Raw genomic sequence first — 23,868 nt, forward strand, 5'->3', positions numbered from 1 at the left:
CGCCCCCGCCGTCTGGACCGCCCCCACCGCTGCCGGCGGCACCGCTGGAGGAGTCCGATTCTGGTTGGATGCGACCGGGCTCGCGGTTGTTGCTCGAGCCGCCGCGGCCGCCGGGCGTCAGGTTGCCCTTCAGCGCAGCCAGATCAGCGGACTTGGAGAGCCAGCCTCGACCGGACCCGCCGCCGTTGGCTGCGCCGCCGAGTTTGGCGGCCATCGTGTCGCGGCTGCGGTCGAACATGCGCCGCAGCGGCCCGAAGAACGCGAACCCGAACGCCAGCACCAGCGTGGTCAGAAAGATCGACTGGATGGCGTTGTTCGATTCCTTGAAGACCTGGTCGAGGATCACGTTGTAGCCGCCGAAGGCCGCGGTGTAGATGACCATCGCCGCGAACGCCATCGCGCAGTCCAGCAGGGTTTTCCACGCGAACATCTGCGGCCCGCCCGGTATCACGCCGATGGCGAATGCCGGCGGTGCCAGCGCGGCATACAGCATGGCTTGGACCGCCGCGCGCACCACGTGCCACACGAAGTAGCAGGCGAAGGCGACAAGCATGGCGGCCAGAAAACCGCAGATGGACAGCGGCACCAGGAAGGCGGCGGGGTTACCCATAGACCGGTCGTGCATTTGGTCGCCTTTTTTGGAGTCACACCCTTGAATGTCGTCTTTGAGTTTGTCTCCGTGCTGGTCTTTGATTCCTTTCGACCAGGCCTCTTTGCACTTACGCGAAATTGAGTCGCTGACTTGCCCGAAATTGATCATCTGGGTGGGTGAACGCAGAAACCTATCGGCCAGACGCGACACCATGTCGTCGACGTTGGCCTTGCCGCCTTGGTCGCTCATGTGTCCGTCAGACACCGACGAAGCGATCTGCAAACCGGTGTCACGCCCTTTGGCCAACAGCCCATCCGGGCCGACGAGTTCGGCCAGCGGGTTCGCGAAAATCGTTGCGGCAATACCGATCATCACCATCGCCATGGCGATGTTGGACACGGCTTTGGCGGTCCGCCCGGCCAGCACCGTACAGACCGCGATGATCGCCAGGACCGCCAGGGCTGTGGCGGCCAACCCAAACCGGTCCATCGCCGTATCCACGCCGTGACCGATCGTCTGAAACGGCCCGGTGAACAATTTCAGCCACGAAAAGTCGAGCACGAATTTGATCAGCCACAACGCGGTCGTTGTGACGCACAGATACACCTCGTAGACGACAGAATCGACGTAGGAAAAGATCTTGGCTGTGGGATCGTCCCAGCCGCCCTGATTGAGGGTGAGTGTGTATTTGGCGACCGGCACATTGTCGGAGTCTTTAATTCCCATCCAGGAAATCAGCACGTCCCCACTGCCGGTGTCGGCGCCGGTACCGGGATCCGCGCCGGCTCGGGCGGCCCCGATGACGAGCAGTGTGAATCCGATCAGCACCGCCGTGGTCGCGACGCGGTGGCGCCCACACCACCGCAGCACGACCGCGGGAGTCCAGGCACGAATCCAGTGAGCCCAGCGCGCCAGACGATCGGCGTCGACGAGCACCAGGCCGCCGTTGTTGGGCCGATGGTCCCTCACATGAACCTCCCTGGTTAGGCGACTTGGCTGTGGTCGGGGGGAGTGGTGCTCATCGCTTCGCGCCGCAGCTGCGAGGAGGGGCCGAGCACCTTGATGCGACCGATCGCGCCGCGGGCGTCGCGCATGTAGCCCTCGCCCTCGCGGCCGCGCACCACCTTGCCGTCGGCGCCCTTCGGTGAGGTGTTGGTCGTCAAGTCACGCACGATGTGCGGGTTCTTGTCCGGGTCGATCCCGAGCCATTTCAGTGAACGCCTGGCCAAAGTCTCGTCACGGTGGCGCATGACGATCCGCATCGGTATCAGGTCCAATGCGGTGCCCGCGGGATAGTCGTTGACCGGGTCGTGGCTGCCCAGAATCAACGAGATGTTGTCCTTGCGGCCGTCGCGCGCCAGCCGCGCGGTACGGGCCAAACCGGTGGAGGTGGACGTCACGTGGTAGGCCTCATCCAGGGCCACCGCCGCCGGTCGCGCTTTGTTGAGCTGGAACGCTTGGCGACCCAACTCCATCGACAGCCCATAGATGGCGCGGCCGAACACCTTGCTCGGGCTCAGCGCCTCGCGGCCGGCCACTTCCTCACCGGTGGGCACCTCGACCCTGTTGGTGCGGATCACGATGCCTTCGGTGTTGAGATCCAGCGAGGGCAGATTCGGGTCAAACAGCGCTGCGGCATACCGCCGGCCTGACCAGTAGGCCAGGTGGCGGTGCAGCTCATCCCATCCCGAGGGCAGCGGCTTGCCGTCGGCCAACTTGCCCATGTCAGCCCCGCGCTGCAGCACCGCGAGCAGGTCTGGGATCGAGCGCACACCCCATTCCGGGCGCAGCACCTCACCCAGTGTCATTCCCATCGGGGAGTTCGCTTCGCACTCGAACAGCGGCGTGAGCAGTTCGACGGCGGAGTCGACGCCGATCTCGGCCTGGAAGGTGCGCAGCGGATCCATCGACCATTGCGGCCGCATCAGGTCGATGATCGCGTGGCTACCCAGGGTGGCTGCCGGGCGCGCGTACTCCCCGGAGTCCGTGCGGTCGATCGCCAAGAATTGGCCGCCGATGTCGACCAGATGGAACAGCATGTACATGATCAGCCAGGTCTTGCCCGCACCCAGCTCACCCGCGATCGCGATCGCCGAGGACGCGTCTTTGAGCGGCTCGCGCCACCACTCCAGGTGCACCGGCTGATTGCGCCGGCCCGACAAATTCAGCGCGATGATCGGCCCCTGCGCATCACCGACGGCGTTGGTCGCGAACGGCACGCTGGCGGCCTGGTACTCACTGATGGTGACGTGGGAAAAGTCGGCAACGACACGTAGGTTGGCACCGCCGGGGTTCATTGCCGACCACAGCTCGCGTTGCCCGCCCAGCGGGGCGACCACCTTGATGCGGTTGCGTTCGAAGGCCTGCACCAGTTTGAGCGCCCCGTCTTCACACTGGGCGCGCGAGTTGCCGGCGATGGCGAAGATCGGGCACATCGACACCTCGATCTCGTCGTCGTTGGTTTCCAACAGCGCGTTGTATTCGCCGAGATCGAGCGCCTGCTGGGACAGCATGTCTTGGGCGAAGGACACCTCGGAGTCGCGCTCACCGACTTGCTCGTTGAGCCGGCGCAGGTTCTTGGTGTTGCGCGAGATCGCCTGCTCGCGGCTGGTCTTGCTGATCCGCGCTGCCCAGTCGACGTCGAATCCATCGATGCGGTCGGCGATGGTGAAAAACTCTGAGCCCGGAAACTGCAGCCCCTCCAGGGGCAGCGATTCGATCGCCAGCAGCGTCTGCCACGACGGGGCCGCGCCGATCCGCCCGGGCTGAGTGATCTTCACCAGCGGCGCAAAGCTGTCCGGGCGCCACCGCTTGCGGTCGTTGCGCCGTTCACCTTCGTCGAATTCCGCCGCGGCGAACGCTCCTGCGGGGGAGGACACATTCGACGAAATCGAGGGCGGAAACACCTCGCGGCGCGTCCCACGTGCCAACGCATGGTTCCACAGCCACACCATCTGCGCTGCTGTCAGTGGCTCGAATGCAAACACCGAGGGAAGGCGCGCCACGATCGCGGCCGCTAACGCTGCCGCCTTTGCCATCTCGACGCGGTCGCGTTCAGCCGAGCGGCGCGCCATGCCGCCCCAGCCGGTGAGATCGGATACGACGTCGGCATCGGTCACCGGAAACGACAGCACGAAAATCCGCTCGGCGGCGTGCACCGTGGAGGAAAAGTACTCGTGCTTGCCCTCGCATTCTTCGCGCCACATCGGACGCGCGCTGAGGTCTGTTCCGGCGATCGCGCGCGCCAGGATTTCGTCTGGGTTCATCGCCGCGATGACGCCTGCGATGACCGCATTGTTCGGGAGTGCTCGGATCAGGTTTTTGTGGTGGATCAAGGTGTCGTATTTGCGTTCGTCGCTGGTGTATCCATACGCCAGTCCGGTGAGCCGGTAGTCGGCCCAAATCGCGCCGTCGCGCATGCGGCGCAGGTTGCCCATCACCGACATGGTGGGTTGCAGGTTCTGGTCGAGCTGGTGAGCCATCAGAAGCGTCCTTTGGGAGGGTGTTTCGGGCGGTGGTCAGGTGAACAGTTCTGCTGCGGTGCTGTGCGGCTGGTCGAACAGGTCGTCCCACCCGGACTCGGCGGCTGTTTGGGCGGGCGCAAGCGGGCGCGCCTCGACGCGATGCGAGTTGGTCGCCGCGTCGATTTCGTCGAGAATGGTGATGGTCGGGCGCACGGTAGACACCGCGTCGACGCGCCGCTGTTCGCCGCGGCTGCTGCTGGCCGGGCTGGTGTACAGCCGGTAGATGCGGTGCACCCGAGTGCTGAATTTGACCGGGGAGTACGGCATGCGCCGCATCACCCCGACCGCGGCCACGGTGACGATCACTCCCACCGCACCGGTCAACAGCGGCTCATCGAACCGGGGCAGCGCGAACAGCGTGATCATCAACCCACCGACAAGCGCAATCAGCTCGGGGATCGGGAAGGGCCCGCCGGGGATCTTCCAGCGCCCGTCGAACTTGGCGATGACGATGCGCACCCGCGACGCTCGCGTGTACCACTTGGCGACAAACATCGGCGCTGTCCCGGCTCAGCGAGTTCCGCTATTGGTGAGGCCGTGGACGGTGTCTTTGGACACCACACCCAGCGAAGGCAGCGCCCCGATAATGCCGATGAGAATGACACCGACCGCGACGGTTTTCAGTGCAGCGGTCTTGTTCTTGACGACGAAGTACTCAAACACCGCCAAGACCGCCGTGCCGCCCATCAACAGGAACACCGCGAAGCTGATGCCCTGGTTCTTGATGTTGGCGCCGATATCCCAGATCGGGGCTGCCACTGTTCGGACATGGGCGGCCGCTGCTGAGGCAGACCCGTCAGCGATGAAAGACGCGAAATTGTGAATCATTTCTTAGCTCCCTCCGGGGCTGTTGGTCGCGTAAACGCGCGGTGACTTGCTGGGCGTCGTCGTGGTGGTCGGCGGCGTCAACGACGGTCCGGATGGCCCTGCCTGGTTGGGCGGGATGATGCTGGGCGCATCGTTGATCCGGTCGACTTGCCAGTGGCCTGCTGCCACCGACATCACCAGGGGGAAATCCATCGGCATCAGCACGCCGCTGGCGGTCTGCATCACAGCCCGCACGGTGACCTCAATGCCGTCAGCTTTGGCGGGCACATCTTGGGCGGTGGCAGCCTCGGAATTCGTTTGCACCCGCTCGATCGCCATCGTGGTAAACCGCGGTGGTTGTTCGGCGGTGATCTTGGCGGCCGCCGAGATGTAGGGCGTCAGGTCTCCCTGCCCGGTCAGCATCGCGGCGAGGAACCCGGCGACGGTCTTGTACACCGGCCGGTCTTCGGACACCAACGTTTGCGTGGCCAGCTGCACCGGCAGCCCCGGTTGGCGATCCGGACGCGCATGCGGAAGCGTGAACGCCCGGTACAAGTTGTGGCTGTCGGCTGAGATATCGACCTGGAGCTTGACCGGCACCATGGAGGCGGCGTTGGCGGCTTTCGGAATCTCGGCGTCAACGACGACCGAATAGGTTTGAAAACCACCGTTGAAAACACCGGGAAGGCACGACGCTGCGCGTAACGCCCGCCCGCCGGCAGGCAGCGCCGACGGGGGAATGTCTCCGTCGTAGAACTGCTTGATCGCCGTCGTGTTCGACGGGTCTTTCAAATACGCGTCCACGTAGCGCGCGGCGTAGGACTTCACCGCGGTGAACTGGTCTTGTTCGGCCGCTTCGTCGGGCAGCTGGGGGCGGTTCAAGACGAGCAGCACAACCCCGGCTAGAAGCGGGATGTAACTGACCATGATGAACGCCAGAAACGACGCACTCGCTCGCGCGCGAAGCTCGTCGGCGCGGATGGCGTCCCCGCCACTGACACGCAGAAAGATCGAGTCCAGCGCACCGGCGATGGGGCGGGTCAACATACGGACCCCATCGCCTGGTTTTCCAGCACGTCAAGCAGCTGCAGTGCCGTGCTGCGGTTGTTGATGATGTGCGCGACGAGGGCCACGGACTTGGACTCGTTGAGGGGGTCGGCCCGCAGCTGGTCCATGAGCTCGCGCAGCTGGTCGCAGTAGGAGCGGACCGCAGCGTGGGTGCGGCGAATCGGCTGCGGCATGGGTAAGGCCTCCAAGAGGGGTAGATGCTCGGACACCCTCTAATGCGGGGCAAAACACCGATTTGGCGACAACCGCATACATAACGAATTGGTAACGCATACGCGCGTATGTCATCGCGATGTTCGCTTGATGCTTGACAGGGGGATTACGCTCGGCTCGGCTGTAGCCGCGAGGCGGAAGCCATGGACGAGCGCTTCCCCCTCCTGCATTAGCTCGTCAACGTATGCGCCGAGCGCATCACCGCATATGCGCTGACGACGGCCTGGCCGAATCTCCGCCGCACCCCTCTCGACGGCCTCCACACATCGCTATGCCGAGGTGCCGCCGCGCGGTACGACCGCCAGCCCCCGGACATGACGTGCCCAGCAACTCCCGACAGCGGCGCACACCCATTCCTCGACAACCGAGCTGACAACCGCGAAACGCCACGTCACCACCCCAGAATGTGATGTGCATCACCCCTATAAAGGCGAGCTGTCAACCTCGTTGAACACCGCTTCGCAAACCCCCACAACAACGTCCACGGATTCCATAAGCGCGTCACCTCCCCGCGACGCCAAGGAATCCAATGACCATCTGGGACCAACTCGCCGACCAGGCCCACCGCCTGCTCACCCAGCCCCGCCGCGGCGACCTCACGCCCGCGGTGACCCTCATCCAATCCCTGCACCCGCGTGCCCCGCACACCCCCAACGCCATCTGCGCGCACCTGCCCACCGCATCAACCGTGCTGCCCACCCTCGCCGGCTACGCCCGCAGCGGCGACCGCCACGCCCTGCTCATGGCAGCCGTCCTGATGCGCCACGCCCTGCGTCGCATCGCTGAACTCGCCGACCCCGACGGCTATTTGTCCACCGACCGCGACGCCCGCGACAACGACACCCTGACCATCTTTTTCACCCTCATCCGCACCGCTGCAGAACCACAGATCTTGACGTCGCGCTACCTCTACAACGCGACCCTGCGCAAAGTCATGGCCACCCGGCCACGCGCCGGCACCCCCACCGTGGCGGTGCGCGTCGACCCCCATTCCGCGATCCTCGACCGCACCGACAACGGCGCCGAAGACGACCACACCGCGCACCTGCTCTCCCAGGCCCGCGACCACCGCATCATCACCGCACTGGAATACGAGACCCTCAAAGCGCTCTACCTCAACACCGACATCTACAGCCCCAGAAGCGCAGCACGCAGCCTCGGCGCAAATGTCGGCGCCATCGAACGTCGCGCCCAACGCGCCATCCGCAAAATCAGCAGCCACTTCCAGAGCGCGGCAGCAGCATGACCATCCGCCACCGCTGCACCTCACTGGCGGTGTCGCTACCCCTCACCGCCACCCTGCTGCTGTCCACCGCTGCGCCTGCCCATGCCGCACCGGCCACGTGCCCAGCTGTCGAAGCGATCGCGATCCCGGGCACCACGCAGACCACCCCGCAGGCCGACCCCACCAGACCCGTCGGCATCCTCGGCGACATCCTCGAACCGATCAAACGGATCGTTCACCTCGCCGTCGACACCTTCTACACGCCCTACCCGGCCACCATCTTCGGCGGCACCGACGGCGGCGGGTACCTGGCCTCCAAACAAGCCGGCATCGACAGCGCAGACGCGCGCATGAGAGCGGTCGCCAACCGTTGCCCACACACCAATTTCCTCCTCACCGGCTACAGCCAAGGCGCGGACGCTGCCGGTGACATCGCGGCCGCAATCGGCCACAACAGGGGCGCCATCCCCGCCAGCCGGCTCCTCGGCGTCGCCCTCGTCGCTGACCCCTCACAGTCCCCGGTCGGCCAGCCCACCATCGGGCTCAACCAGCCCGGCGTGGGCTTCGCCGGTGTACGCGCCGGCGGCTTCGGCGCGCTCACGCAGCGCAACGGCATCCTGTCGATCTGCGCCCCGCTGGACTACTTCTGCAATCTGCCCCAAGCCGACCTTGTCATGCGGTTTATCGGCCACCTCGGATCTCACCTGGACGCCTCGGATCCGGCTGGCTCTGCTCAAAAGCTCGCCACCATGTTCATGGCCGGCCTCATCGCCCCCGCCACCGCCGCCGTCAACCAAATCCTGCAGCTCGTCAAAGACCCCAATCTCATCCCCGACCTCGTCCACCGCGGCGTCGCTTTCGGCGTCGCACTCGCCCAGCAGCTGTTCTGGCTCGCCGGACCACAGGTCGCGGCCACCGCATCCGAGCTGTTCAACGCCGCCGGCCAAATCATCAATCTCATCCAGGCACGCGCCTGGACAGCGCTGCCCGCGCTCATCACTGCCATCGCAACCAAAGCCGCCAACGTCGCCAACGCACTGTCGAAAATGCAGGAGCAGACCAACACCATCAACGTCAGCGCCTTCGGCCCTGTCGGGGCCGGCCTCGCCCACCCCGGACCCGGCTTCGGCGATCTGGTCACCGCAGTCATCAACGCCATCAGCGTGGCCACCGGCGGCATCGGAACCCAGGCCACCGGCATCTTCGGACCCACCTTCGCCCAGTTCAGCGCCGCTACCGTCGCCACCGCGCTCAAACACTTCGCCGAGTTCATCAAGGGCGACTACCACAACGACTACGGCACCGCCCGCCTCGATCCCGCCGGCCACACCGGCACGCAGCTCGTCCAACGCTATTTCGTCAACCAACTGAACAGAATCGTCTGAAAGGCACCCCAGTCACCCATGACCTCAGACACCCCTGCCCAGGGCTCGTAATGACCGTCTACCAGGAGACCACCCACATGGATTACGGGCTTTGGCTGCTGCGCGAACCGACCGGCGCAATCACCCTCACCGGCTGGTCGGAAACCCCCGGCACCGCCACCGATTCCGCGGCCGCGGGCAAGACCGAACACTGGCCCACCTATACGGTGTGCCGCGAACCCAGCCAGCTCTCCGCGCGCCTGGCCGAGCTCGGCCTCGACCTGGCCGCCGGCCACGACCTCAGCGATCTCGACAAGGACTGGGATGTCTATGTTCGCCACCCTGACATCGCCGCGTTACGTGCCGCACTCGACACTGAACGAGCACGCGACCGACGGTAACTGACCCAGCGCTGCCGGCCAGGCCAGACCACCTCAAAACACCCACCGGCGAGCCCCCGCCGCCGACGATCCACGAGCAGACGCACCCCCGCCAGAAACGTCTCGGCCGAGCCGTCCTGGCCGCCGCTCCACAGCGCGCCACAACGCACCAATCACGAGCGGCAAAGGCCCCACATCGGTCATTAACATCCTCCCCCCAAGCCGCGCCCGCGCCTCGGCCAAGGTTGTGCGGACGCGCCTCCCAATGCCCGCGCCACCACCCCGCGACGGCGCCGCAGACATGCATGCAGCGCGGTTGATCCCAACGCATTCACCGCCCCTAAACGCCCTTCGATCACCCGCGCGCTCCCGCCCGCGCCAATGTGCGCCGCAGCGCGCCAAACCGCCCACGACCGGTGCCGCGACAAGGACCTCACACCGGCCGTGGGCCCCCGGGGGCCGGCAGAACGAGGGTCTGGACCGCCAGCCAAGCGTGTGCCCGCGCCGTGCGGTGGCCGCCGGCAAGGTTCTCTGAGGGGGCCACGCCCGAAGGAGGCCGCAATGGCAGACGACCCGGATTTGAGCCCGCCGACCGAAGAGCTGAGATTGGTCGGCCGGCCCGATCCGCTGCCCGGACACGGCGGCGCGCAGCGGTACCCGGTGCGAGTTGCATTATCCCGGAAACTGTCCGCCGGCGAGGAGGATGCCGCAGGCCCTGGCGCCAAGTTTCCGACCGAGATCGGCACGGTCGTCGTCGACGACGATCTGCAACATCTGATCGTCTTGAACACGACCATCGAGTACGTGATCGAGCACCACCTGATCCTGCGAAATCTCGTGGAGAAGATCGCCGGCGACGGGGAGCGATAGCGTCAGCGAGCGCTCGCTGCGCGCGAACAAACCGCCAAAGATGATGCGGCACAGGAGTCAGAAGAGACCCCGCGCCGAAAGCTCGCAGACGGGTTCTCCTTCGACTAGCGGTTCGCGACCGACTCGTTCCGTAGATGGTCCACGGCGCCTCCCGCGGTGCTGGCTGCTGCTCAATGGCTGGGCATGAGGGTCTGTTTCAGAGAGGCCATTTCTCGACGAGCCCCCAAACGGTTCCCGCTGCACCGAGGCTAAGGACGACGAAGCCCATCGCCTTATCGATGAGATGCGGGTGATCCCACGTGATCCATAGACCGAGCGCCGCCAAGACGATGGCCACGATCGGCCACCGCAGTTTCGCATTGTGGTTCACACGTTTCTCCGATCCCCGACAATTGCCTTATTCCGGACCGCTTGGGCTGGTGTAGGCGAGACGAGTTGCGGGCTGTCCGGTTATCGCGGTGATGGTGTCGAAGTCCTTGTCGACATGCAGGATGGTCAATCCCGATAGCTCGGCGGTGGCAGCGATGATGAGATCGGGGATCGACGGCCCGCGGTGTTGTCCGCGATCGGCCAACAGTAGCTGCACTTCCAGTGCGCGGTCTTCAATTTTTGGTGTCAGGTACTCGACGGGCATTGCGGCCAAAGGAGGTTCACGGAACTCGCGCCGAGCGACGTCTCCGGATTGAGCCGAATACCCGACTTCCAGGCGCGTCAGATTGCTGATATGGACCAGGCCGCGCTCGATTCGGTTGCTCCAAGTCTCTGGCTCGAGGCTATGGGCGAGGCGCGCCAGGGCTGATTTGTCGATCAGCCACGTCGGTTCTGTCATTGCCATGCCTGGCGCATCAGGTCGTCGTCGGCGAGGCCCGCGACGGCCCGTGCCATCCGATGTAGGTCATCGGGGGTGACCGCTATTCGCGGCGCGCGAGCGTCCTGGGCAAGGCGACGGCGAATGTATTCAACGCGCGATAAGCCCAACTCGGCAGCTCGGGTATCGAGCCCAGCGAGAACGTCATCTGGAATGTCGCGGATCAGCACGTCGCTCATCGTTCGATGATATCGCACGATATCTGCCGCTCTCCGCTGAAAGCGAGATAATCGCCGCAATTGTGTACCTTGAGTAGCACATTGAGTTACTATGTGCTACATGAAACGGGTTGGTGTCCGCGAACTGCGCCAGAATGCGAGTGTGCTTCTGCGTGCAGTGGCCGACGGCCACACCATTGAGATCACCCACCACGGGCACCCAGTCGCGCAATTGATTCCGGCCACCAACGACACCTGGTCGGCACTCATCGCCAGCAAGGAAGTCACGCCCGCCCGCCTCACCCCGGCCGAAATCCTTGACCTCCCGCACCGCCCATACCGGCCCCAACCCCCGCCGCCGTGATCTACCTGGATCCCACCGCCATCATGAAACTCATCTCCACGACGCCTGAGTCCCCGGCCCTTACCGACTACCTGCGCTCCCGCACCGACACCATCTGGTTCACGTGCGCCCTTAGCCGCGCCGACGTCATGCGCACCGTGGCCACTCTTCACCCCGACGCGGCCGAGCACGCCGACCACGTTCTTGCCGGCCTGGACGTGGTCGCGGTCACCGACCGGCTTCTCGACGCCGCGATCGAGCTTGCCCCTGCCCCGGGCCGCACCACCGACGCGCTGCACATCGCTGCCGCCCTGTCCGCCGGCCCCCAACTCCACACCTTGATCACCTACAGCCCGGAGCTGACCCGCGACGCCGCGGCCCACCACATCCACACCACTTCGCCCGGAGGTTCACCGTGATACGCGCCTTGATCGCCGCGGTGCTGCTCACCGGCGCCGCCGTCCACTTCTTCGGCGCCCCTGAAGACGCCGCGCTCGGTTACAGCCTTCTTCTGTGCGGGACCCTCTGGTTCACCTGGCCAGCAGCCCGTGTGGCCGCTGGCCTGTTCCGCCGTACTCGCCGTCGGCGCCACCCTCGCCGCATTCCCGCCGGCCCCGGGCCCCACCTGACTCAGATCAACCACCATCACCACTACTACGGCGGCCCGCCCATGGCGACACCGGCGACAGCGCTGCGCCCTGACTACAGCCTGCCGGCACTACCTGAGCGCAGCAGCCAGCAGCTCGCCCATGACGCCATTTACAACACCATCGACGTCGACACCCTGTAGCCCATGAGCAGCACAGACCAAGACCTCCACACCGACCACGGCTGGGAAAACGGGCGCCTCATCTTGGCCTCGCTGGCACCGCGCACGACCACCCGGCCGGCCCGTCGCGGCCTGCCTCCGCCAACCGACGACGCTCCCAGCGACAGTCAACCGTCGGACAAGCCAGGCCTGCTCGCCCGCACCCTCCACGCGTCAGGGCGCGCGGCGCGCGCCGGCGGGCGCGCGTTCAACAAGCGGGTGCCACCAGATCGCAGAATGCACACCGCATTCATCACCGCGGCCGCCGTCGTGATCCTGCTGGTGGCCCTGGCCGCCGTCAACTACCTCACCTCTGACATCAACCCGCAACCACACATCGCCACCCCGACCGCAACCGCCCCGCCACCACCGCCGCAGGCGCCGCTACGGCAAGACACCATTCTCAAGGGGGTTACCGCCAGCGACTTGTGCCCGCGCGATGCCAACTACTCCGACGCCAACCGGGCCTTCGACGGCGACTTCAACACCGCATGGGTGTGCACCCGGGTCAAGAACCAGGACGGGCAGGCCCTTCAAGTCGATTTCGGCCGCCAAGTCACCCTGACGCAACTGCGGGTCATCGGCGGCTTCGACGCCACCGCTCCCGACGGCTCCGATCAATGGTCCAAGCACCGCATCGTCACTCAACTCGAGGTGTGGTTTCCCAAGGACCTCAAACGCGACCCCGTCATCATCGACACCGCGGGAGCTAGGGATTGGCGCTTCATCACCTTCAATCCGCCCGCCACTGTGAGCAAACTACTCATCCGCGTCAAAGCGACTTCTGATCCACCTCAAGCAGCCACAGCCCCAAGCCCAACCGCCTCCGGCACTCCCGATGAGGTGACCACCGTAGCTATCAGCGAGATTCAATTCATCGGCACCGAAGGCAGCCATCCGACGTGAAATATGACGTGCAGATCCGCCGCGACGGCGAAGTGGTGTGGAAAAGCACCACCGGCGGCGACCACGACGGCGAATCCGCCGCGCGGGCCGTCTTCCATATCTTGCACACCACCTTCGGCGTTCCCGACGGCATCATCCGCCGAGCCACAGCCGAGCTCGATCTCGACGACCTCAAGCCCGGCAGCACTGTGAGCGGCACCGTTACCGACGAAGTCGCCCTAGAGTTCACAGTCCACGCGCACTGAGTCGTCGCGTGATGCAGCCTGCATCACGCGGTAGAACAGCCCACGGCTCTGTGCAGGGCGCGTAGCGTCGATCCAGTGGCCACCAAGACGCCTGTGCGAGACCCAGCATGGGCGCCGATGCTGGCGACCCTTGGAGCCCCGCCGCGAGGCGCGGACGGCTGGGCCGTTGAGTGGAAATTCGACGGCCAGAGAGCAACCGTCCGCATCCAGGACGGCGACGTCACGGTCTTCACCCGCAATGGCGCCGACGTGTCGCGGACCTTCCCCGAGCTCGCCAGCGTCGCCACCGCGATCGGCGATCGCCAGGCCGTCCTCGACGGGGAGATCGTCGCCGTCGATCCGACCGGCCGACCATCCTTCACTCGACTGCAGCGCCGCTGGCCACAGCAGCGCCGACCACACCCCCAGCTGCTGCGCGAAGTGCCCGTCCGCCTGCTGGCGTTCGACCTGCTAGCACTCGACAACCGCGACATCACATCCCACGCCTATAACCAACGTCGCGAACTGCTCGACGCACTCATGATCGTCGACACGTCGCCCACACTGACCATTCCGGCCGCCCTGACCGCGGTGACCCCGGCAGACATGCTCGAGGTCGCGGCCCACCACCAGATGGAGGGAATTGTCACCAAGCGCCTCGACGCGCCCTACCGGCCCGGCCGCACCACCCAGTGGATCAAGTCGCTCGTCCGCCCAACCTGCGAGCTGATCATCGTGGGCTACTGTCCCGCCGCCGGCCCAGACGGACGCACCAGTATCGGCTCGATGCTGCTGGCCGGCCACACCGACGCCGGCGACCTCATCATCGTCGGACAAGTCGGAACCGGATTCAGCAGCACCACCCGCAGCCACCTCTACGCCATGCTCCAACCAATCACACGCGCCACCACGCCCGCCGCCAATCCCGTGGAGGCCAACGGGGTGTGCTGGGTCGAGCCCCAACTGGTATGCGAAGTCGCCTACCGCGAGTATGTCCCCGGCCGCTGGCTTCGCCACACCAGCTTCAAAGGATTACGAGACACCGATCCTGCAAACATTCGTGTCCCAGGGTGATTCTTGAGCGACAGCTCGCCGAATCCCGGCCGGCGGACCACATTCTCACACACGCAGCGACAGCAGCTGTCGCTATCACCTGGCGAGCCCACAACCGGTGGATGCAAGCACATTCCGGATGCGAGGGCGTTCAGCGAGGCATGGGCCGATCGCAACCTCGAGGAATTGACCAAGCGGTGACACCTCCGAGGCGACATTTCGGCCAGGGGTAGGGGAGTCGATGCGCTTGTCATCTTCTCGACCGTCTACAGCGACCAGCCGCCACACCGCGGTCAGTGACCCGGCTCCGGGAATGGCCACCTCTGTCCGTTCTCACCGAATCTGGGGCATTCTCGTTGAAACTGGGGCAGATTGCAGTCACCCGAGGTGAACCTGAGGCCCCACGCTGCCAGGGTCGTTTTACTAACCTCAACGCAGCGGCCAGCCCACTGGTGGGCCATCGCGGATGCGTTGGATTGCGCCAGTTCTGATATCATCAGCGTGATATCGGAGGTGACTATGGAGCAAATCCTGATCCGCAACCTACCTGCGGGCACCAAGGCCGCGTTGCAGGCGCGTGCCAAACGGCACCACCACTCCGTCGAGGCCGAAGCCCGCGCGATCCTTACCTCAGGGGTGTCAGGAGAAGAGGTCACGATCGTCGACCTGCTTGCCGACGACAGCCCCGACAGCGACTTCGACTTCGAGCCGGAGCGTCTCCCCCTGACCGCCCGCACCCCGGAGCTGTGACTTACCTCCTCGACACCAACGTGGTGTCGGCCCTGCGGAAACCCGATCGCAACCCTGAGGTACGCGCGTGGGCGGTGTCGGTCCCACCAGCCGAGCTGTTCGTCGCAGCGAACACCATCGCTGAGATCGAGCGCGGCGTCATCGCCAAGGAACGGACGAACCCCACTCAAGGCGAGGTGCTGCGCAGATGGTTCGAGGACCGCCTACTGTCCGCCTTCGACGGCCGAGTGCTGTCCTTCGACCTGCCAGCCGCTCGCATTTTGGCCACCTATCGGGTACCCGAACATGCCCCGTACGCCGACGCCGTCATCGCCGCGGTCGCAGAATCCGCCGACAAGGTGGTTGTGACCCGCAATATCCGGCACTTCCAGCCTCTCGGCGTGCGATGCCTGGATCCGTGGGACCGGTGACGCCGAACTTCGCAATCGAAGCGAGGTCAGTGTGGGGCCTCAGGGTCACCTCGGGTGACTGCAAATCTGAGCCAGTTTCAATGAGAATGCCCCAGATTCGGGGACAACGGACAACCACCCGTCCGACGACAACCAGGGCCGTCACGTGACGAAATACTCGGGAGGCCTCCGGGTGGGGGAAATCGGCGCCGTCGAAGTTCAGTTGTTGCCGCACCAAGGGGCTGCCGCTGGAGGTCAATGTCGGCGCCGCCACCGAGCGTGCCGGGCGTCAGAATGGGCTCGACGAGCGGGAGATGCGCCAGAATCCAGGATTGAGCTCTTCAGCCAGGGCCGCTAGCTCGTCGACGAACTGCGCGGCACAGGGGCCTTCGATCACCAGCGTCACATAGTCGCTGCCGCCACGGGAGGCTGTCATGTGTGCGCCGTCTCGGCCGGCCCATGCCGTAGCGGTGAGCTGCTCGACCCGCGCGACGTCGTCACTGGTCTCCAAATCTCCTGTAACGACGGACAAGTGGCGCTTCCCGTGCGCCGCGTCCTCTGCTTCGGCGACCAGCTCAGCCTGCCGAAGCTGTTCAAGATATGCCTCAACCACGTTGCTCAGCCGCCCTCCATCCAACTCCCGCATTACTGGATTATGCGGTCCACCGCTGACATGTGATGCAGCCAGCCGATCGTAAGTACAGCCACCGGTTTATCCGCTGCTGTCGCTCCGCGGACTTACAGTCCCACCAACGCAACAGACAAAGGCGGAAGACACATGACTCATCTCGCGAGCGCGTCACACCACACCGGTCACGGATTTCCCAACACGCTGGTACACGGATTCGCTTGGCGCACTGGCAGTGACGCGGCCGGAGCACTCTTCCACCTAGCGCCAGGACTCATCGTCCTCACGGTGGTCGCGGTGGTGATTTTCATCGGGGCGCGTTGGCTGCGTCGCCGCAACCTTTGACCGACTGAAGGTCGGTGCGAGCGCCTTGCCCTGGCCGCTGCCAGTTGTCGACGGTTTCTGGGAGCCAGCCTGGGTGGCGGATGTCGGCGCCGTCGGTCAGTTCTCCGTCGGGCTGCGGTAGTCGGCCTTCGACGTGGTAGCGGCGCACGGTCCCGTGTGCGAGGCCGCGGCGGTTGGCGAAGCCACGCAGGGACAGCAGCTGGATCACACGCACGACTTTACAACACAATTGACCTTACAGCGGTATCGCTGTAATGTCCGTGTTATGCCCACTCACACAGTGTTTTTCAAGGCCGGCGACTACCTCAGCGCCGGTCAAGCATGCCAGGACGTCGCCAGCCGGCTCGATGCCTTCGACGACGTCGCAAAGATTGTGGCTAGAAACGCGGTCGTCGAGCTCATCAACCTCCAAAACGGCACCATCAACTGCCACCAGGTGGCGGTCATCGCCAGCGCCATCGCCAACGTCCTCCAAGGCAACACCTACGGGGAGGCCCTCTGATGTCCGCCCAACCCGCGGCCGCCCGGACCACCGTCGCTTACTGGCACACCAGCTACCGCGAGCCCTGCGAACACGGCCCAAAGACACCACACGACGCCATCTGTGCCGCGCACGGCCTCCTCACCGCCCCCGCCGGCCCGAACGGTTGGCCCACCGACCTCAACGACCTCGGCGCCCTGCGCCTGCGCGCCTACACAGCGACAAACTGGTTCGACGTCCTCGAAGTACTCGACTGGCACACCAAGAACGGGCCGGCAGGCCGGGGCGTTGACTACACCCTCGTCATCGACAACGGCGGCCAGCCCGTCACCATCACGACCGACACGATCGCGTTCCTCGGCGATGCGTAACCCCACACCCCGCCAGATCGAAGCGTTGAGCGCGGTCGACGCGGGCCGCATTCAATGGGGCAACGCCTACCCGGACATGGCGCGCAGAGGTCACACCGGCCCGCTGGTGTTCCTGATCGACGGGCACAGCGTCTACGGGGGCCAACACGCAACCTACTCGCGGCTCGCCGAGCTGGGCTGGATCGTCGAACGCACCGACCTGCTCCCACTGAAAACTGTTCCGGCCCGAACTCGCATCTCCCACACCATCACTGGCAGCGAAAAGGTCATCGAGCTCCCGGAGCACTCCGCCCCCGCCGACGCCGGGTGGCGCGCCACAGTCGAACTCACCGACGCCGGCCGAGCCGCACTACACCGAGCCACTGGCCAGACAACCACCCGCACAACCCACGAGATCGAGCGCCCATGACCCAGCGAAACGGCCCTACTGTCGCACTCGCGGCGCACCATCAAGCGATGACGCCGAAAGGAGAGCCCGTGCGCCACGCTCCCTATGCCCTGCTCGGCGATTTCGTGCTCGTCTACGGAAAGACGACAAAATCCGCGTGCGGCAAACGGATTCGCACCACTGAGCTGGTCAGCCGCAACGACACAACATGCCCAGATTGCCGCCGCGCCATCGCAAGTGATCGCACCGAGGCCGCCGCCATGCGCGCCCTAGCCGAGGACCTCCTACGCGCTGAAGGCTGCCCACATTGCGGCGCACCCTTTGACGACATCTCTGCCTGGAATCAGCACCGACGCCAAGCACATTCACACTGACCCACACGGAAGGCGCAACTCGATGGCCACCGCCGACCTCGATGGCCACCGCCGACCTCGATGACTCGATGACGTTCGACGACATCGCCCTCGTCGACAGCTCACGCGCACGCCGGTTGCTGCAGTCCGCGCTTCGCCACGGCCTCGAGGTGTACCCGACGGCAAGCACGCAGCGCTGCTGGACGATTCGCAAGCCCAACCAGCGCTATGGCGGCGAATCTCTCACTGTCTACGGCGAAGCCAACAACTCCGCCCATGTTCTCTACGACCCGTCCACCGGGTCGACCTGGGAGGAGATCACCCAGGTGCGCGCCTTCACGATCATCCAGGCGATGAGCGGTCTGCAATGAGGCCCGCCCGCCGTAACAGGCCGCCCACCAACGTGGTCCAGTACGACCTCTTCGGCGAGGTAGAAGCCGCCGAAAAGACTGCTCAGACCGCGGCGCTGGCCGCATCCGCGGCGGCACGCTCGTTCCTCACCGAGACTCCATGGCCGGACCTGCTCGGCTGGTGGCTCCACGGCGACGCGATCGAAGCGAACCTTGACCGCGGTGAAGCCAAGGCCAGCTACCGGCGCGGCCCCGACGGCACCCCCGGCTGGGCGTGGGCGATCTGGCGAGACGGGCTCCGCTTCGAGGCCGGCGATACCTGGCAGGGCTGGAGTCATCGCCCACGCTGGTGCATCTCGTGGCCCGAGCTACGTCGCCTGCGCGCCGCGCATCCCGAAGTCACCGCACAATTGCACGCCCTCGCTGTCGGCCGCGGACACCCCAACGGGCTGGGGTGGCGCTGGTGGAGCGACCCCTTCTCGCTGCATCCCGATGGCTGGCATTCGAGTTACCTTGACGACGAGCAACAGCCGGCCTGGTACGACGGTTGCGACCACCCTGAGACTGCCTACGCCGACCGCATCGAAGCGTGGCGCCTGGTGATAGGCATCGTGGGGGAGGCCAGGCTCTCCGTCAACGATCAAAGGGCAACGCGCTGACCGTGATGCAGCCTGCATCACGCCCGGGTTACTGCGCCGCTTGATGGTTCTTAGTCGGAGCGGTGAGTTGTGTTTGGTGCGGGCGCGTTAGATCCCGGGCGGCGTCGCACCGGCCCGCTCTTATCGCAACCACATCGTTCTCTTATGTTTCTTAATATTGGGGTAGGCTTTCGCCGAGTGCCGGGCCCCCGGCAGAAACGGGTATCGAACGCCAGGCAAGAGGAACCATGAACAGTCAGCCGACGGGCCGGCATGTCATCTTGATCACCGGAGGGTCACGGGGCGTCGGGGCCGCGACAGCACGACATCTCGCGTCCCCGAGCACGCACGTCATCCTCACCTACCGCGAAAAATCCAGGCGCGCCCACCAGGTTGTCGACGGCATCGCCGCAGCGGGAGGATCTGCGTCGGCGGTCCGTCTCGACATCTGCGACCCGGCCGCATGCGGCGACGTAATCCGTGCTGTACGAGATGAATTCGGTCGTCTAGATGCGCTGATCCTCAACGCCTCCGGCGGCCTGGAGCGCGGCGCCTCCGCCGACTATCCGATGCGCATCAACCGTGACGCCCCAATGCATCTGCTCAACCGCGCCTTGCCGCTGATGCCCGCCGGCGGCCGCGTCGTGTTCGTCACCAGCCACCAAGCCCACTTCCACGGCCTCAAACCGGTGCCCGCCGACTACCTTCCGATCGCGGAAAGCAAACGTGCCGGCGAAGACGCCCTCCGCGCCATGCGCCCCGAGCTGTCCGCCAGACACGTGTCCCTGACCGTCGTCTCAGGCGACATGATCGACGGAACGATCATCGTCCGACTGCTTCAACGGCGTGACCCAGACGCTGTCGAAGCTCGGCGTGCCCACGGCCCGCTGCCCACCCTCGACGAATTCGCCGCAGCCATCGCCGCGGCCGCGCTCAACGCGGAATCCGCCGACGACACCATCTACGTCGGAGGCCGCGACTACTTGCGCCTCACCAACAACGTGCCGACCACCCAACAAGTCCGATAGTGCTCCGCGCCGAACGCAGGCGGGGAGCGATCCCACCAAACACTTTGCCCCACACCCCCTAAGAATGGGAGCGCAGATGCCTTTCGCAGAGCCCACGCACTTCATGCAAGCCGCTTTGGCCGTCGACAACGTCCTGGCTCACGTCGCCGATGACCAGTGGAGCGCACCCACCCCGTGCACCCAGTGGACCGTCGCCGATGTGACCGACCACCTCATCGAAGTCAACCACTCATTCACCGCGCAGCTTCAGCCCGAGAATTGCATTGCGTCGACCACTCACGGCGGATCACCGTCCGGCGAACTGCTTGCCCGGTACCGCTGCTCCACCGAGGAATTGCGCCGCGCGCTCGACTGCGCGGCGCAACCCGATGGGCAGCTGCCCACATCGCTGCGCGTTCGGCTTGCGCTCCGCGTAGCCGATCTGGTCATCCACGCCTGGGACATCGCGACCTCGACCGGCGACTGCCTACAGATTGATGACCGCCTGGTCGACGAGGTGCTCGCATTCGCTGACAGCCGCCGCGCGGCCCTGCAACGCGGCGGCCAATTCGCCGCGGCCCAACCGATCAGCAGCAACGCACCAGCGATCGACCGTCTCGCTGCGCTGTCTGGCCGCACCCCGACGCACGCGGCAGCGCACGGGGAGTAAAGCCGTCATGAAGTGTGGCGCCTGCAGTGCAGCACGTGAGTGGTGCCAAGCTTTCGATTAACGACAACTCGGCCTTCGTCGAGAGAGCGGCCTTATTTCCGATTCCTTTGCCGTCCGCCAGTACTCGGCCACAAATGTCGCTCGCCAGCGATACCGTCACTCGCATGAGCAACCACGTCACAACGTATCGTTTCACCACCATTGCGGTAGGCGACCTGCCCTACCCTGAGGGACTGGGCAAAGCGGAGTACCCAGAGCTCGAATTTGGTATGAAGCGACTCCTTGGCCACCGCTGGGACGATCCGGTCGCCAACGAGCGGTCTTTCTGGACACCGACCTACCAGAATCTCATTCATACCCACCTCAAGCCCCATTTCGATCGACATGGCGACATCGTCGAGATCGCCACGCAGGCCGTCAACGGTGCACACGCTAGCCACGCCCTCAACCGAGATATCACCGGCACCTATGCCGAGGCGTTTACCGAATACCGCTGCGGCATTCCGTCGCTCGACGACCTACAAGCCGCCCACGGGCCTGTAATCGCATGGTGGATCCTCGACCCGCCGCGCATTTTTTGCGACGGACGGGCAATGTGGTTCGTCGATGGGCGCCACCGCCTCAGCTACCTCAGATCATTGCTGCAGCCGAGCGACCCTGGCTTCCCCATCCTCGTCGAGCTCAGCCGCTCTGCCATAGATGCCGCCGTCTGACCGAGCCGCCGACGAGTACCGAAGGGTGGCTGTCGGTGTAACTCTGCGCCGGTTAGTGCACCCATGAACGGTGTAAGTTCTGCACCATGAGCAAGCGGGTCAGCCTGATCCTCAAAGATGCTGATGAAGCAGCTCTTGCCCCGTATCTGAACGAGGGCACGGCCGAGTTCGAGGCACTACGCCAGTGGGCCGGCCAACGTGGCGAAGGCGACATCAAATCAGAAGCCGGCGCGCTTCGCGCATTGCTCCAAGCCGGCGCGGACGCGGTCGGGGAGGGCGTGCTCGAAGCCGGATACGCCGAGCTGGCGGCCGAGTTCACGCGTGAACCCGCCGCCGCCGAGCGGCGAACTGCGCGCGACCGACGCACTCGTAGGAGTAAGGCCGACCGATGATTCGCGGGATGCGCAGCAACGTATACCGCGTCGATCTCGGACACGGCCCTAAGCCCTGGGTAGTTGTTAGCAATGACTCCCGCAACAGGAACCTCGACACCGTTTTGGCGGCGCGGATCGCCACAACGACCAAGAACGGGCACTTGCCGACAGTCGTGCCGCTGAACGCCGCCGACCCGCTCGACGGCGTTGTGCTTGTCGACGACATCGTGCAGCTCTGCCACGCCGAACTCACCGCGCCACTCGGCGGCCTTTCGCTACCGACGATGCGGGAGATCAGTGCAGCGCTACGGATAGCAGTGCCTTGAGCGCTGGGGTTGGCGATAGAGGGGGACTGAAATGCTCACTGTGTCACTTGACCGGGATACCGCCGTGGTTTTGATCGCCCAAGCGCGGCAGCTCCCGGTCGCGGATGTGGAAGCCCTCGACGACCGTGAGTTGGAGGCTCAATTGCACAGCGTTGATATCCGCCGAATGCTGGCCCGATTGACAGACGCACCGGCAAAGGAGCCTGCTCCACATGCCATGCCCCCCAACGGAAACGGGCTAGATGTGCAACTCAGCCCCCTTGAAGCACGGGTGGTCGCCGATGAGTTACTACTGGCTGGAGACACCCTGGTCCGCAAAGCACTCGACCAGCTCGACCGAGGCGCAGTGTTCGATGAACTGATGGACGCGGCGAACCGCCTACTGCAGCGCGGAAATAGGCTCAGTCTTGCGGCGGCCCAGGCCGAGAACGGCTAGACGAGCGAACAGATCCCCAGTAGGCGGTCAGTCGACGGATTTGGACGCCCAGTATTCCCGCAAGCTAGCGATGCGATCTCCGTCGAGTTCGAGGATGGCTACCTCACGCATCAGTTTGCGGTGGCCTTTGACGAGGTCGTCGAAACGGGCTTCCCATTCAGCGATCGCGGTGGATCCGTCGACGTACAGGCTGATGAGCCGTGCGTCGATGTTGGCCTGCTCGCGCGCAACTTTGGTTTCCCAGTACCGTCGAATCTCTGCGGTGGTGCGCATCGGCTCGTCGAGGACGCGCTCGTGATATGTCGCATCGGGCGTAAAGATCGTGACGATCAGGTCTGGGTCTTGCGTCGTCCACGCGCGCAGATAGGTGTCGACGAGTTGGCGCACGTGCTCGTGCCGTGTGGGTGCGTTCAAGAATGCTCCGTTACCTGGGCGAGCGGGATTGACCCGTCGAAACGGGTTCGGTCTCTGAGCATTTCGAAAATCATCTTGGGTTCTGCCAGCTTCACGGTCGTTAAATCCACACCTGCGGCGGATCCAGACTCCACTCGGGCCCATCGCCATCGCTCCGAAGCGACCTCGGTGTCGGTCAGGACTGCGGTGTAGTAGCCCTCCATTGACGTTTCGCCAGGTAGGACGGCGAGATGGATTGAGCCGTAGAAGTAGCGGTCGTTGACGTTGCGCCACTTGCCGATGATGTGGCGGCCGAAGACTTCGGCTTCGATGTCGTTGGCATAGCCGCGCTCGCGCTCTTCGAGGCGGGGGCTCGGTGGGTAGTTGGTAGCTGTGACGCCGCCTTTGGTCACGTCGACCTGTGATAGATCGGCGTGATGCAGCCCGTCGACCACGTAGCTGGTCACCCATAGACCGGCGAGGTCGGTCGGTTCAATGCCGGCCGGACACCCGTTAGCAAATCACCCCGGTGCGGGGTGTCGGGGTGTCCAAACAGCTCTTTGGCGGACCAGCCGGGGAACATCCGCTCTAACACGGCGCAATGGTAGCCGCGTGGCAGGTTCTGGATTTCGCCTCCGAGCCAGCGGTAGTACTGCGCCTTCGTGGGGGGTGCTGCTTGGCGGGAGACTCCCAATTCCTTTGCGGTCCGGTTGTATTCGGCGACAAACTCCGAATAGGCGTGCAGGTGGCGTTCCTCGAGGAGGGACTTCAGAGCTATCACACGCACGTGGATCAGCCTACCTATCAACGAGACTGAACGAGACGCAGAGAGACTTACCGCGCACTCAATACG

37 protein-coding genes are annotated in these 23,868 nt (G+C 65.0%); 24 read left to right on the plus strand and 13 right to left on the minus strand.

Translation table 11 applies throughout. From position 1 onward, the window contains the following. The 6 genes from BRW65_RS22920 to BRW65_RS22945 form a co-directional block, all read right to left on the minus strand. The coding region (locus BRW65_RS22920) for a hypothetical protein (RefSeq protein WP_244168173.1) at nucleotides 1-1,561 on the minus strand (1,561 nt) is incomplete at its 3' end. Between the two features lie 14 nt (nucleotides 1,562-1,575). Further along, nucleotides 1,576-4,074 (minus strand): ATP-binding protein, encoded by a 2,499-nt coding sequence (locus BRW65_RS22925; protein ID WP_065498991.1) that lies wholly within the window; start codon nucleotides 4,072-4,074, stop codon nucleotides 1,576-1,578. 36 nt (nucleotides 4,075-4,110) lie between these two features. Beyond that, on the minus strand, nucleotides 4,111-4,611 hold the full coding sequence (locus BRW65_RS22930) for a hypothetical protein (protein ID WP_065498988.1): 501 nt from the start codon (nucleotides 4,609-4,611) through the stop codon (nucleotides 4,111-4,113). 15 nt (nucleotides 4,612-4,626) lie between these two features. After that, the gene (locus BRW65_RS22935) at nucleotides 4,627-4,944 is read right to left on the minus strand and encodes a hypothetical protein (RefSeq protein WP_065498986.1); all 318 of its coding nucleotides are present in this window, start codon (nucleotides 4,942-4,944) and stop codon (nucleotides 4,627-4,629) included. Nucleotides 4,945-4,947: 3 nt separating this feature from the next. Then, nucleotides 4,948-5,970, minus strand: coding sequence for a hypothetical protein (locus BRW65_RS22940; RefSeq protein WP_065498983.1), 1,023 nt, complete (start codon nucleotides 5,968-5,970; stop codon nucleotides 4,948-4,950). Next, nucleotides 5,964-6,164, minus strand: a complete 201-nt coding sequence (locus BRW65_RS22945; protein WP_051701214.1) for a hypothetical protein — start codon at nucleotides 6,162-6,164, stop codon at nucleotides 5,964-5,966. Before BRW65_RS22945 ends, BRW65_RS22940 begins: the two co-directional genes overlap by 7 nt. A 569-nt stretch (nucleotides 6,165-6,733) precedes the next feature. Between BRW65_RS22945 and BRW65_RS22950 the strand changes: the two genes are divergently transcribed. The 4 genes from BRW65_RS22950 to BRW65_RS22965 all read left to right on the plus strand — a co-directional run bounded on the left by BRW65_RS22950 (nucleotide 6,734) and on the right by BRW65_RS22965 (nucleotide 10,043). Then, nucleotides 6,734-7,450, plus strand: a complete 717-nt coding sequence (locus BRW65_RS22950) for a hypothetical protein (RefSeq protein WP_065498978.1) — start codon at nucleotides 6,734-6,736, stop codon at nucleotides 7,448-7,450. Further along, the gene (locus BRW65_RS22955; RefSeq protein WP_065498973.1) at nucleotides 7,447-8,814 is read left to right on the plus strand and encodes a cutinase family protein; all 1,368 of its coding nucleotides are present in this window, start codon (nucleotides 7,447-7,449) and stop codon (nucleotides 8,812-8,814) included. Before BRW65_RS22950 ends, BRW65_RS22955 begins: the two co-directional genes overlap by 4 nt. Nucleotides 8,815-8,864: 50 nt before the next feature. Then, nucleotides 8,865-9,194, plus strand: a complete 330-nt coding sequence (locus BRW65_RS22960; protein WP_065498971.1) for a hypothetical protein — start codon at nucleotides 8,865-8,867, stop codon at nucleotides 9,192-9,194. 540 nt (nucleotides 9,195-9,734) lie between these two features. Beyond that, nucleotides 9,735-10,043, plus strand: a complete 309-nt coding sequence (locus tag BRW65_RS22965; RefSeq protein ID WP_065498970.1) for a hypothetical protein — start codon at nucleotides 9,735-9,737, stop codon at nucleotides 10,041-10,043. A 397-nt stretch (nucleotides 10,044-10,440) separates the two neighbouring features. Here BRW65_RS22965 and BRW65_RS22970 read toward each other — a convergent pair whose 3' ends face one another. Both BRW65_RS22970 and vapB read right to left on the minus strand, forming a co-directional pair. Beyond that, nucleotides 10,441-10,872, minus strand: coding sequence for a PIN domain nuclease (locus tag BRW65_RS22970; protein ID WP_108724102.1), 432 nt, complete (start codon nucleotides 10,870-10,872; stop codon nucleotides 10,441-10,443). After that, nucleotides 10,869-11,090, minus strand: a complete 222-nt coding sequence (gene vapB, locus BRW65_RS22975; protein WP_065498968.1) for a type II toxin-antitoxin system VapB family antitoxin — start codon at nucleotides 11,088-11,090, stop codon at nucleotides 10,869-10,871. Before vapB ends, BRW65_RS22970 begins: the two co-directional genes overlap by 4 nt. 100 nt (nucleotides 11,091-11,190) lie before the next feature. Between vapB and BRW65_RS22980 the strand changes: the two genes are divergently transcribed. From BRW65_RS22980 to BRW65_RS23015, 8 genes are all read left to right on the plus strand, one after another. Further along, nucleotides 11,191-11,433 (plus strand): type II toxin-antitoxin system Phd/YefM family antitoxin, encoded by a 243-nt coding sequence (locus tag BRW65_RS22980; RefSeq protein WP_207546058.1) that lies wholly within the window; start codon nucleotides 11,191-11,193, stop codon nucleotides 11,431-11,433. Next, nucleotides 11,430-11,831, plus strand: coding sequence for a PIN domain-containing protein (locus BRW65_RS22985; RefSeq protein WP_065498963.1), 402 nt, complete (start codon nucleotides 11,430-11,432; stop codon nucleotides 11,829-11,831). The genes BRW65_RS22980 and BRW65_RS22985 overlap by 4 nt, the downstream gene beginning before the upstream one ends. Nucleotides 11,832-11,839: 8 nt before the next feature. After that, nucleotides 11,840-12,202, plus strand: a complete 363-nt coding sequence (locus tag BRW65_RS22990; protein WP_242657522.1) for a hypothetical protein — start codon at nucleotides 11,840-11,842, stop codon at nucleotides 12,200-12,202. A gap of 3 nt (nucleotides 12,203-12,205) precedes the next feature. Further along, nucleotides 12,206-13,126 (plus strand): discoidin domain-containing protein, encoded by a 921-nt coding sequence (locus BRW65_RS22995; RefSeq protein WP_065498960.1) that lies wholly within the window; start codon nucleotides 12,206-12,208, stop codon nucleotides 13,124-13,126. Further along, nucleotides 13,123-13,371, plus strand: a complete 249-nt coding sequence (locus BRW65_RS23000; protein ID WP_065498959.1) for a hypothetical protein — start codon at nucleotides 13,123-13,125, stop codon at nucleotides 13,369-13,371. The genes BRW65_RS22995 and BRW65_RS23000 overlap by 4 nt, the downstream gene beginning before the upstream one ends. Before the next feature lie 75 nt (nucleotides 13,372-13,446). Further along, nucleotides 13,447-14,424, plus strand: a complete 978-nt coding sequence (gene ligD, locus BRW65_RS23005) for a non-homologous end-joining DNA ligase (protein ID WP_244168174.1) — start codon at nucleotides 13,447-13,449, stop codon at nucleotides 14,422-14,424. A 498-nt stretch (nucleotides 14,425-14,922) separates the two neighbouring features. Next, complete coding sequence (locus BRW65_RS23010; RefSeq protein WP_065502704.1) at nucleotides 14,923-15,153, plus strand: FitA-like ribbon-helix-helix domain-containing protein; 231 nt, start codon at nucleotides 14,923-14,925, stop codon at nucleotides 15,151-15,153. Further along, nucleotides 15,150-15,563 (plus strand): type II toxin-antitoxin system VapC family toxin, encoded by a 414-nt coding sequence (locus BRW65_RS23015; protein WP_065498951.1) that lies wholly within the window; start codon nucleotides 15,150-15,152, stop codon nucleotides 15,561-15,563. The genes BRW65_RS23010 and BRW65_RS23015 overlap by 4 nt, the downstream gene beginning before the upstream one ends. 268 nt (nucleotides 15,564-15,831) lie before the next feature. On the opposite strand, the gene BRW65_RS23020 is transcribed toward BRW65_RS23015, so the two are convergent. Both BRW65_RS23020 and BRW65_RS23030 read right to left on the minus strand, forming a co-directional pair. Further along, nucleotides 15,832-16,188, minus strand: coding sequence for a hypothetical protein (locus BRW65_RS23020; RefSeq protein WP_065499228.1), 357 nt, complete (start codon nucleotides 16,186-16,188; stop codon nucleotides 15,832-15,834). Between the two features lie 289 nt (nucleotides 16,189-16,477). Continuing rightward, nucleotides 16,478-16,723 (minus strand): hypothetical protein, encoded by a 246-nt coding sequence (locus BRW65_RS23030; RefSeq protein ID WP_036456669.1) that lies wholly within the window; start codon nucleotides 16,721-16,723, stop codon nucleotides 16,478-16,480. Nucleotides 16,724-16,780: 57 nt separating this feature from the next. On the opposite strand from BRW65_RS23030, the gene BRW65_RS23035 reads away from it, so the two are divergent. From BRW65_RS23035 to BRW65_RS23085, 12 genes are all read left to right on the plus strand, one after another. Then, a complete protein-coding gene (locus BRW65_RS23035; RefSeq protein ID WP_073878626.1) occupies nucleotides 16,781-17,017 on the plus strand; it encodes a hypothetical protein in 237 nt (78 codons plus the stop codon). Beyond that, nucleotides 17,017-17,367, plus strand: coding sequence for a hypothetical protein (locus tag BRW65_RS23040; protein WP_065499223.1), 351 nt, complete (start codon nucleotides 17,017-17,019; stop codon nucleotides 17,365-17,367). The genes BRW65_RS23035 and BRW65_RS23040 overlap by 1 nt, the downstream gene beginning before the upstream one ends. Continuing rightward, nucleotides 17,360-17,776 (plus strand): hypothetical protein, encoded by a 417-nt coding sequence (locus BRW65_RS23045; RefSeq protein WP_065499219.1) that lies wholly within the window; start codon nucleotides 17,360-17,362, stop codon nucleotides 17,774-17,776. The genes BRW65_RS23040 and BRW65_RS23045 overlap by 8 nt, the downstream gene beginning before the upstream one ends. Nucleotides 17,777-17,823: 47 nt before the next feature. Continuing rightward, nucleotides 17,824-18,129, plus strand: a complete 306-nt coding sequence (locus BRW65_RS31430) for a hypothetical protein (protein WP_131810770.1) — start codon at nucleotides 17,824-17,826, stop codon at nucleotides 18,127-18,129. Between the two features lie 41 nt (nucleotides 18,130-18,170). Next, nucleotides 18,171-18,479, plus strand: coding sequence for a hypothetical protein (locus tag BRW65_RS23050; protein ID WP_065499215.1), 309 nt, complete (start codon nucleotides 18,171-18,173; stop codon nucleotides 18,477-18,479). Beyond that, on the plus strand, nucleotides 18,476-19,117 hold the full coding sequence (locus BRW65_RS23055) for a hypothetical protein (RefSeq protein ID WP_065499212.1): 642 nt from the start codon (nucleotides 18,476-18,478) through the stop codon (nucleotides 19,115-19,117). Before BRW65_RS23050 ends, BRW65_RS23055 begins: the two co-directional genes overlap by 4 nt. Nucleotides 19,118-19,344: 227 nt before the next feature. Continuing rightward, on the plus strand, nucleotides 19,345-20,124 hold the full coding sequence (locus tag BRW65_RS23060; protein WP_065499210.1) for an SDR family oxidoreductase: 780 nt from the start codon (nucleotides 19,345-19,347) through the stop codon (nucleotides 20,122-20,124). Nucleotides 20,125-20,200: 76 nt separating this feature from the next. After that, nucleotides 20,201-20,773 carry a TIGR03086 family metal-binding protein gene (locus tag BRW65_RS23065; protein WP_073878628.1) on the plus strand — a complete coding sequence of 191 codons (573 nt, stop codon included), beginning with the start codon at nucleotides 20,201-20,203 and terminating at the stop codon, nucleotides 20,771-20,773. 35 nt (nucleotides 20,774-20,808) lie between these two features. Then, nucleotides 20,809-21,486 carry a hypothetical protein gene (locus BRW65_RS23070; protein ID WP_131810769.1) on the plus strand — a complete coding sequence of 226 codons (678 nt, stop codon included), beginning with the start codon at nucleotides 20,809-20,811 and terminating at the stop codon, nucleotides 21,484-21,486. A gap of 86 nt (nucleotides 21,487-21,572) precedes the next feature. Next, nucleotides 21,573-21,878, plus strand: coding sequence for a hypothetical protein (locus BRW65_RS23075; protein WP_065499203.1), 306 nt, complete (start codon nucleotides 21,573-21,575; stop codon nucleotides 21,876-21,878). Between the two features lie 8 nt (nucleotides 21,879-21,886). Next, nucleotides 21,887-22,186, plus strand: a complete 300-nt coding sequence (locus BRW65_RS23080) for a type II toxin-antitoxin system PemK/MazF family toxin (RefSeq protein ID WP_244168175.1) — start codon at nucleotides 21,887-21,889, stop codon at nucleotides 22,184-22,186. A gap of 31 nt (nucleotides 22,187-22,217) precedes the next feature. Further along, entirely contained in the window at nucleotides 22,218-22,622 is a 405-nt protein-coding gene (locus tag BRW65_RS23085) for a hypothetical protein (protein WP_065499201.1), read from the plus strand. A gap of 27 nt (nucleotides 22,623-22,649) precedes the next feature. Here the strand turns inward: BRW65_RS23085 and BRW65_RS23090 are convergent, their stop codons facing one another. The 3 genes from BRW65_RS23090 to BRW65_RS23100 are packed head-to-tail and all read right to left on the minus strand — an operon-like array spanning nucleotide 22,650 to nucleotide 23,802. Further along, entirely contained in the window at nucleotides 22,650-23,036 is a 387-nt protein-coding gene (locus tag BRW65_RS23090; RefSeq protein ID WP_242657530.1) for a nuclear transport factor 2 family protein, read from the minus strand. Next, nucleotides 23,033-23,482 carry a hypothetical protein gene (locus BRW65_RS32405; RefSeq protein WP_065499193.1) on the minus strand — a complete coding sequence of 150 codons (450 nt, stop codon included), beginning with the start codon at nucleotides 23,480-23,482 and terminating at the stop codon, nucleotides 23,033-23,035. Before BRW65_RS32405 ends, BRW65_RS23090 begins: the two co-directional genes overlap by 4 nt. Next, on the minus strand, nucleotides 23,479-23,802 hold the full coding sequence (locus BRW65_RS23100) for a hypothetical protein (RefSeq protein WP_131810767.1): 324 nt from the start codon (nucleotides 23,800-23,802) through the stop codon (nucleotides 23,479-23,481). Before BRW65_RS23100 ends, BRW65_RS32405 begins: the two co-directional genes overlap by 4 nt. Nucleotides 23,803-23,868 lie beyond the last annotated feature (66 nt).

The sequence above is a fragment of the Mycobacterium paraffinicum genome, from assembly GCF_001907675.1.
Classification (GTDB): domain Bacteria; phylum Actinomycetota; class Actinomycetes; order Mycobacteriales; family Mycobacteriaceae; genus Mycobacterium; species Mycobacterium paraffinicum_A.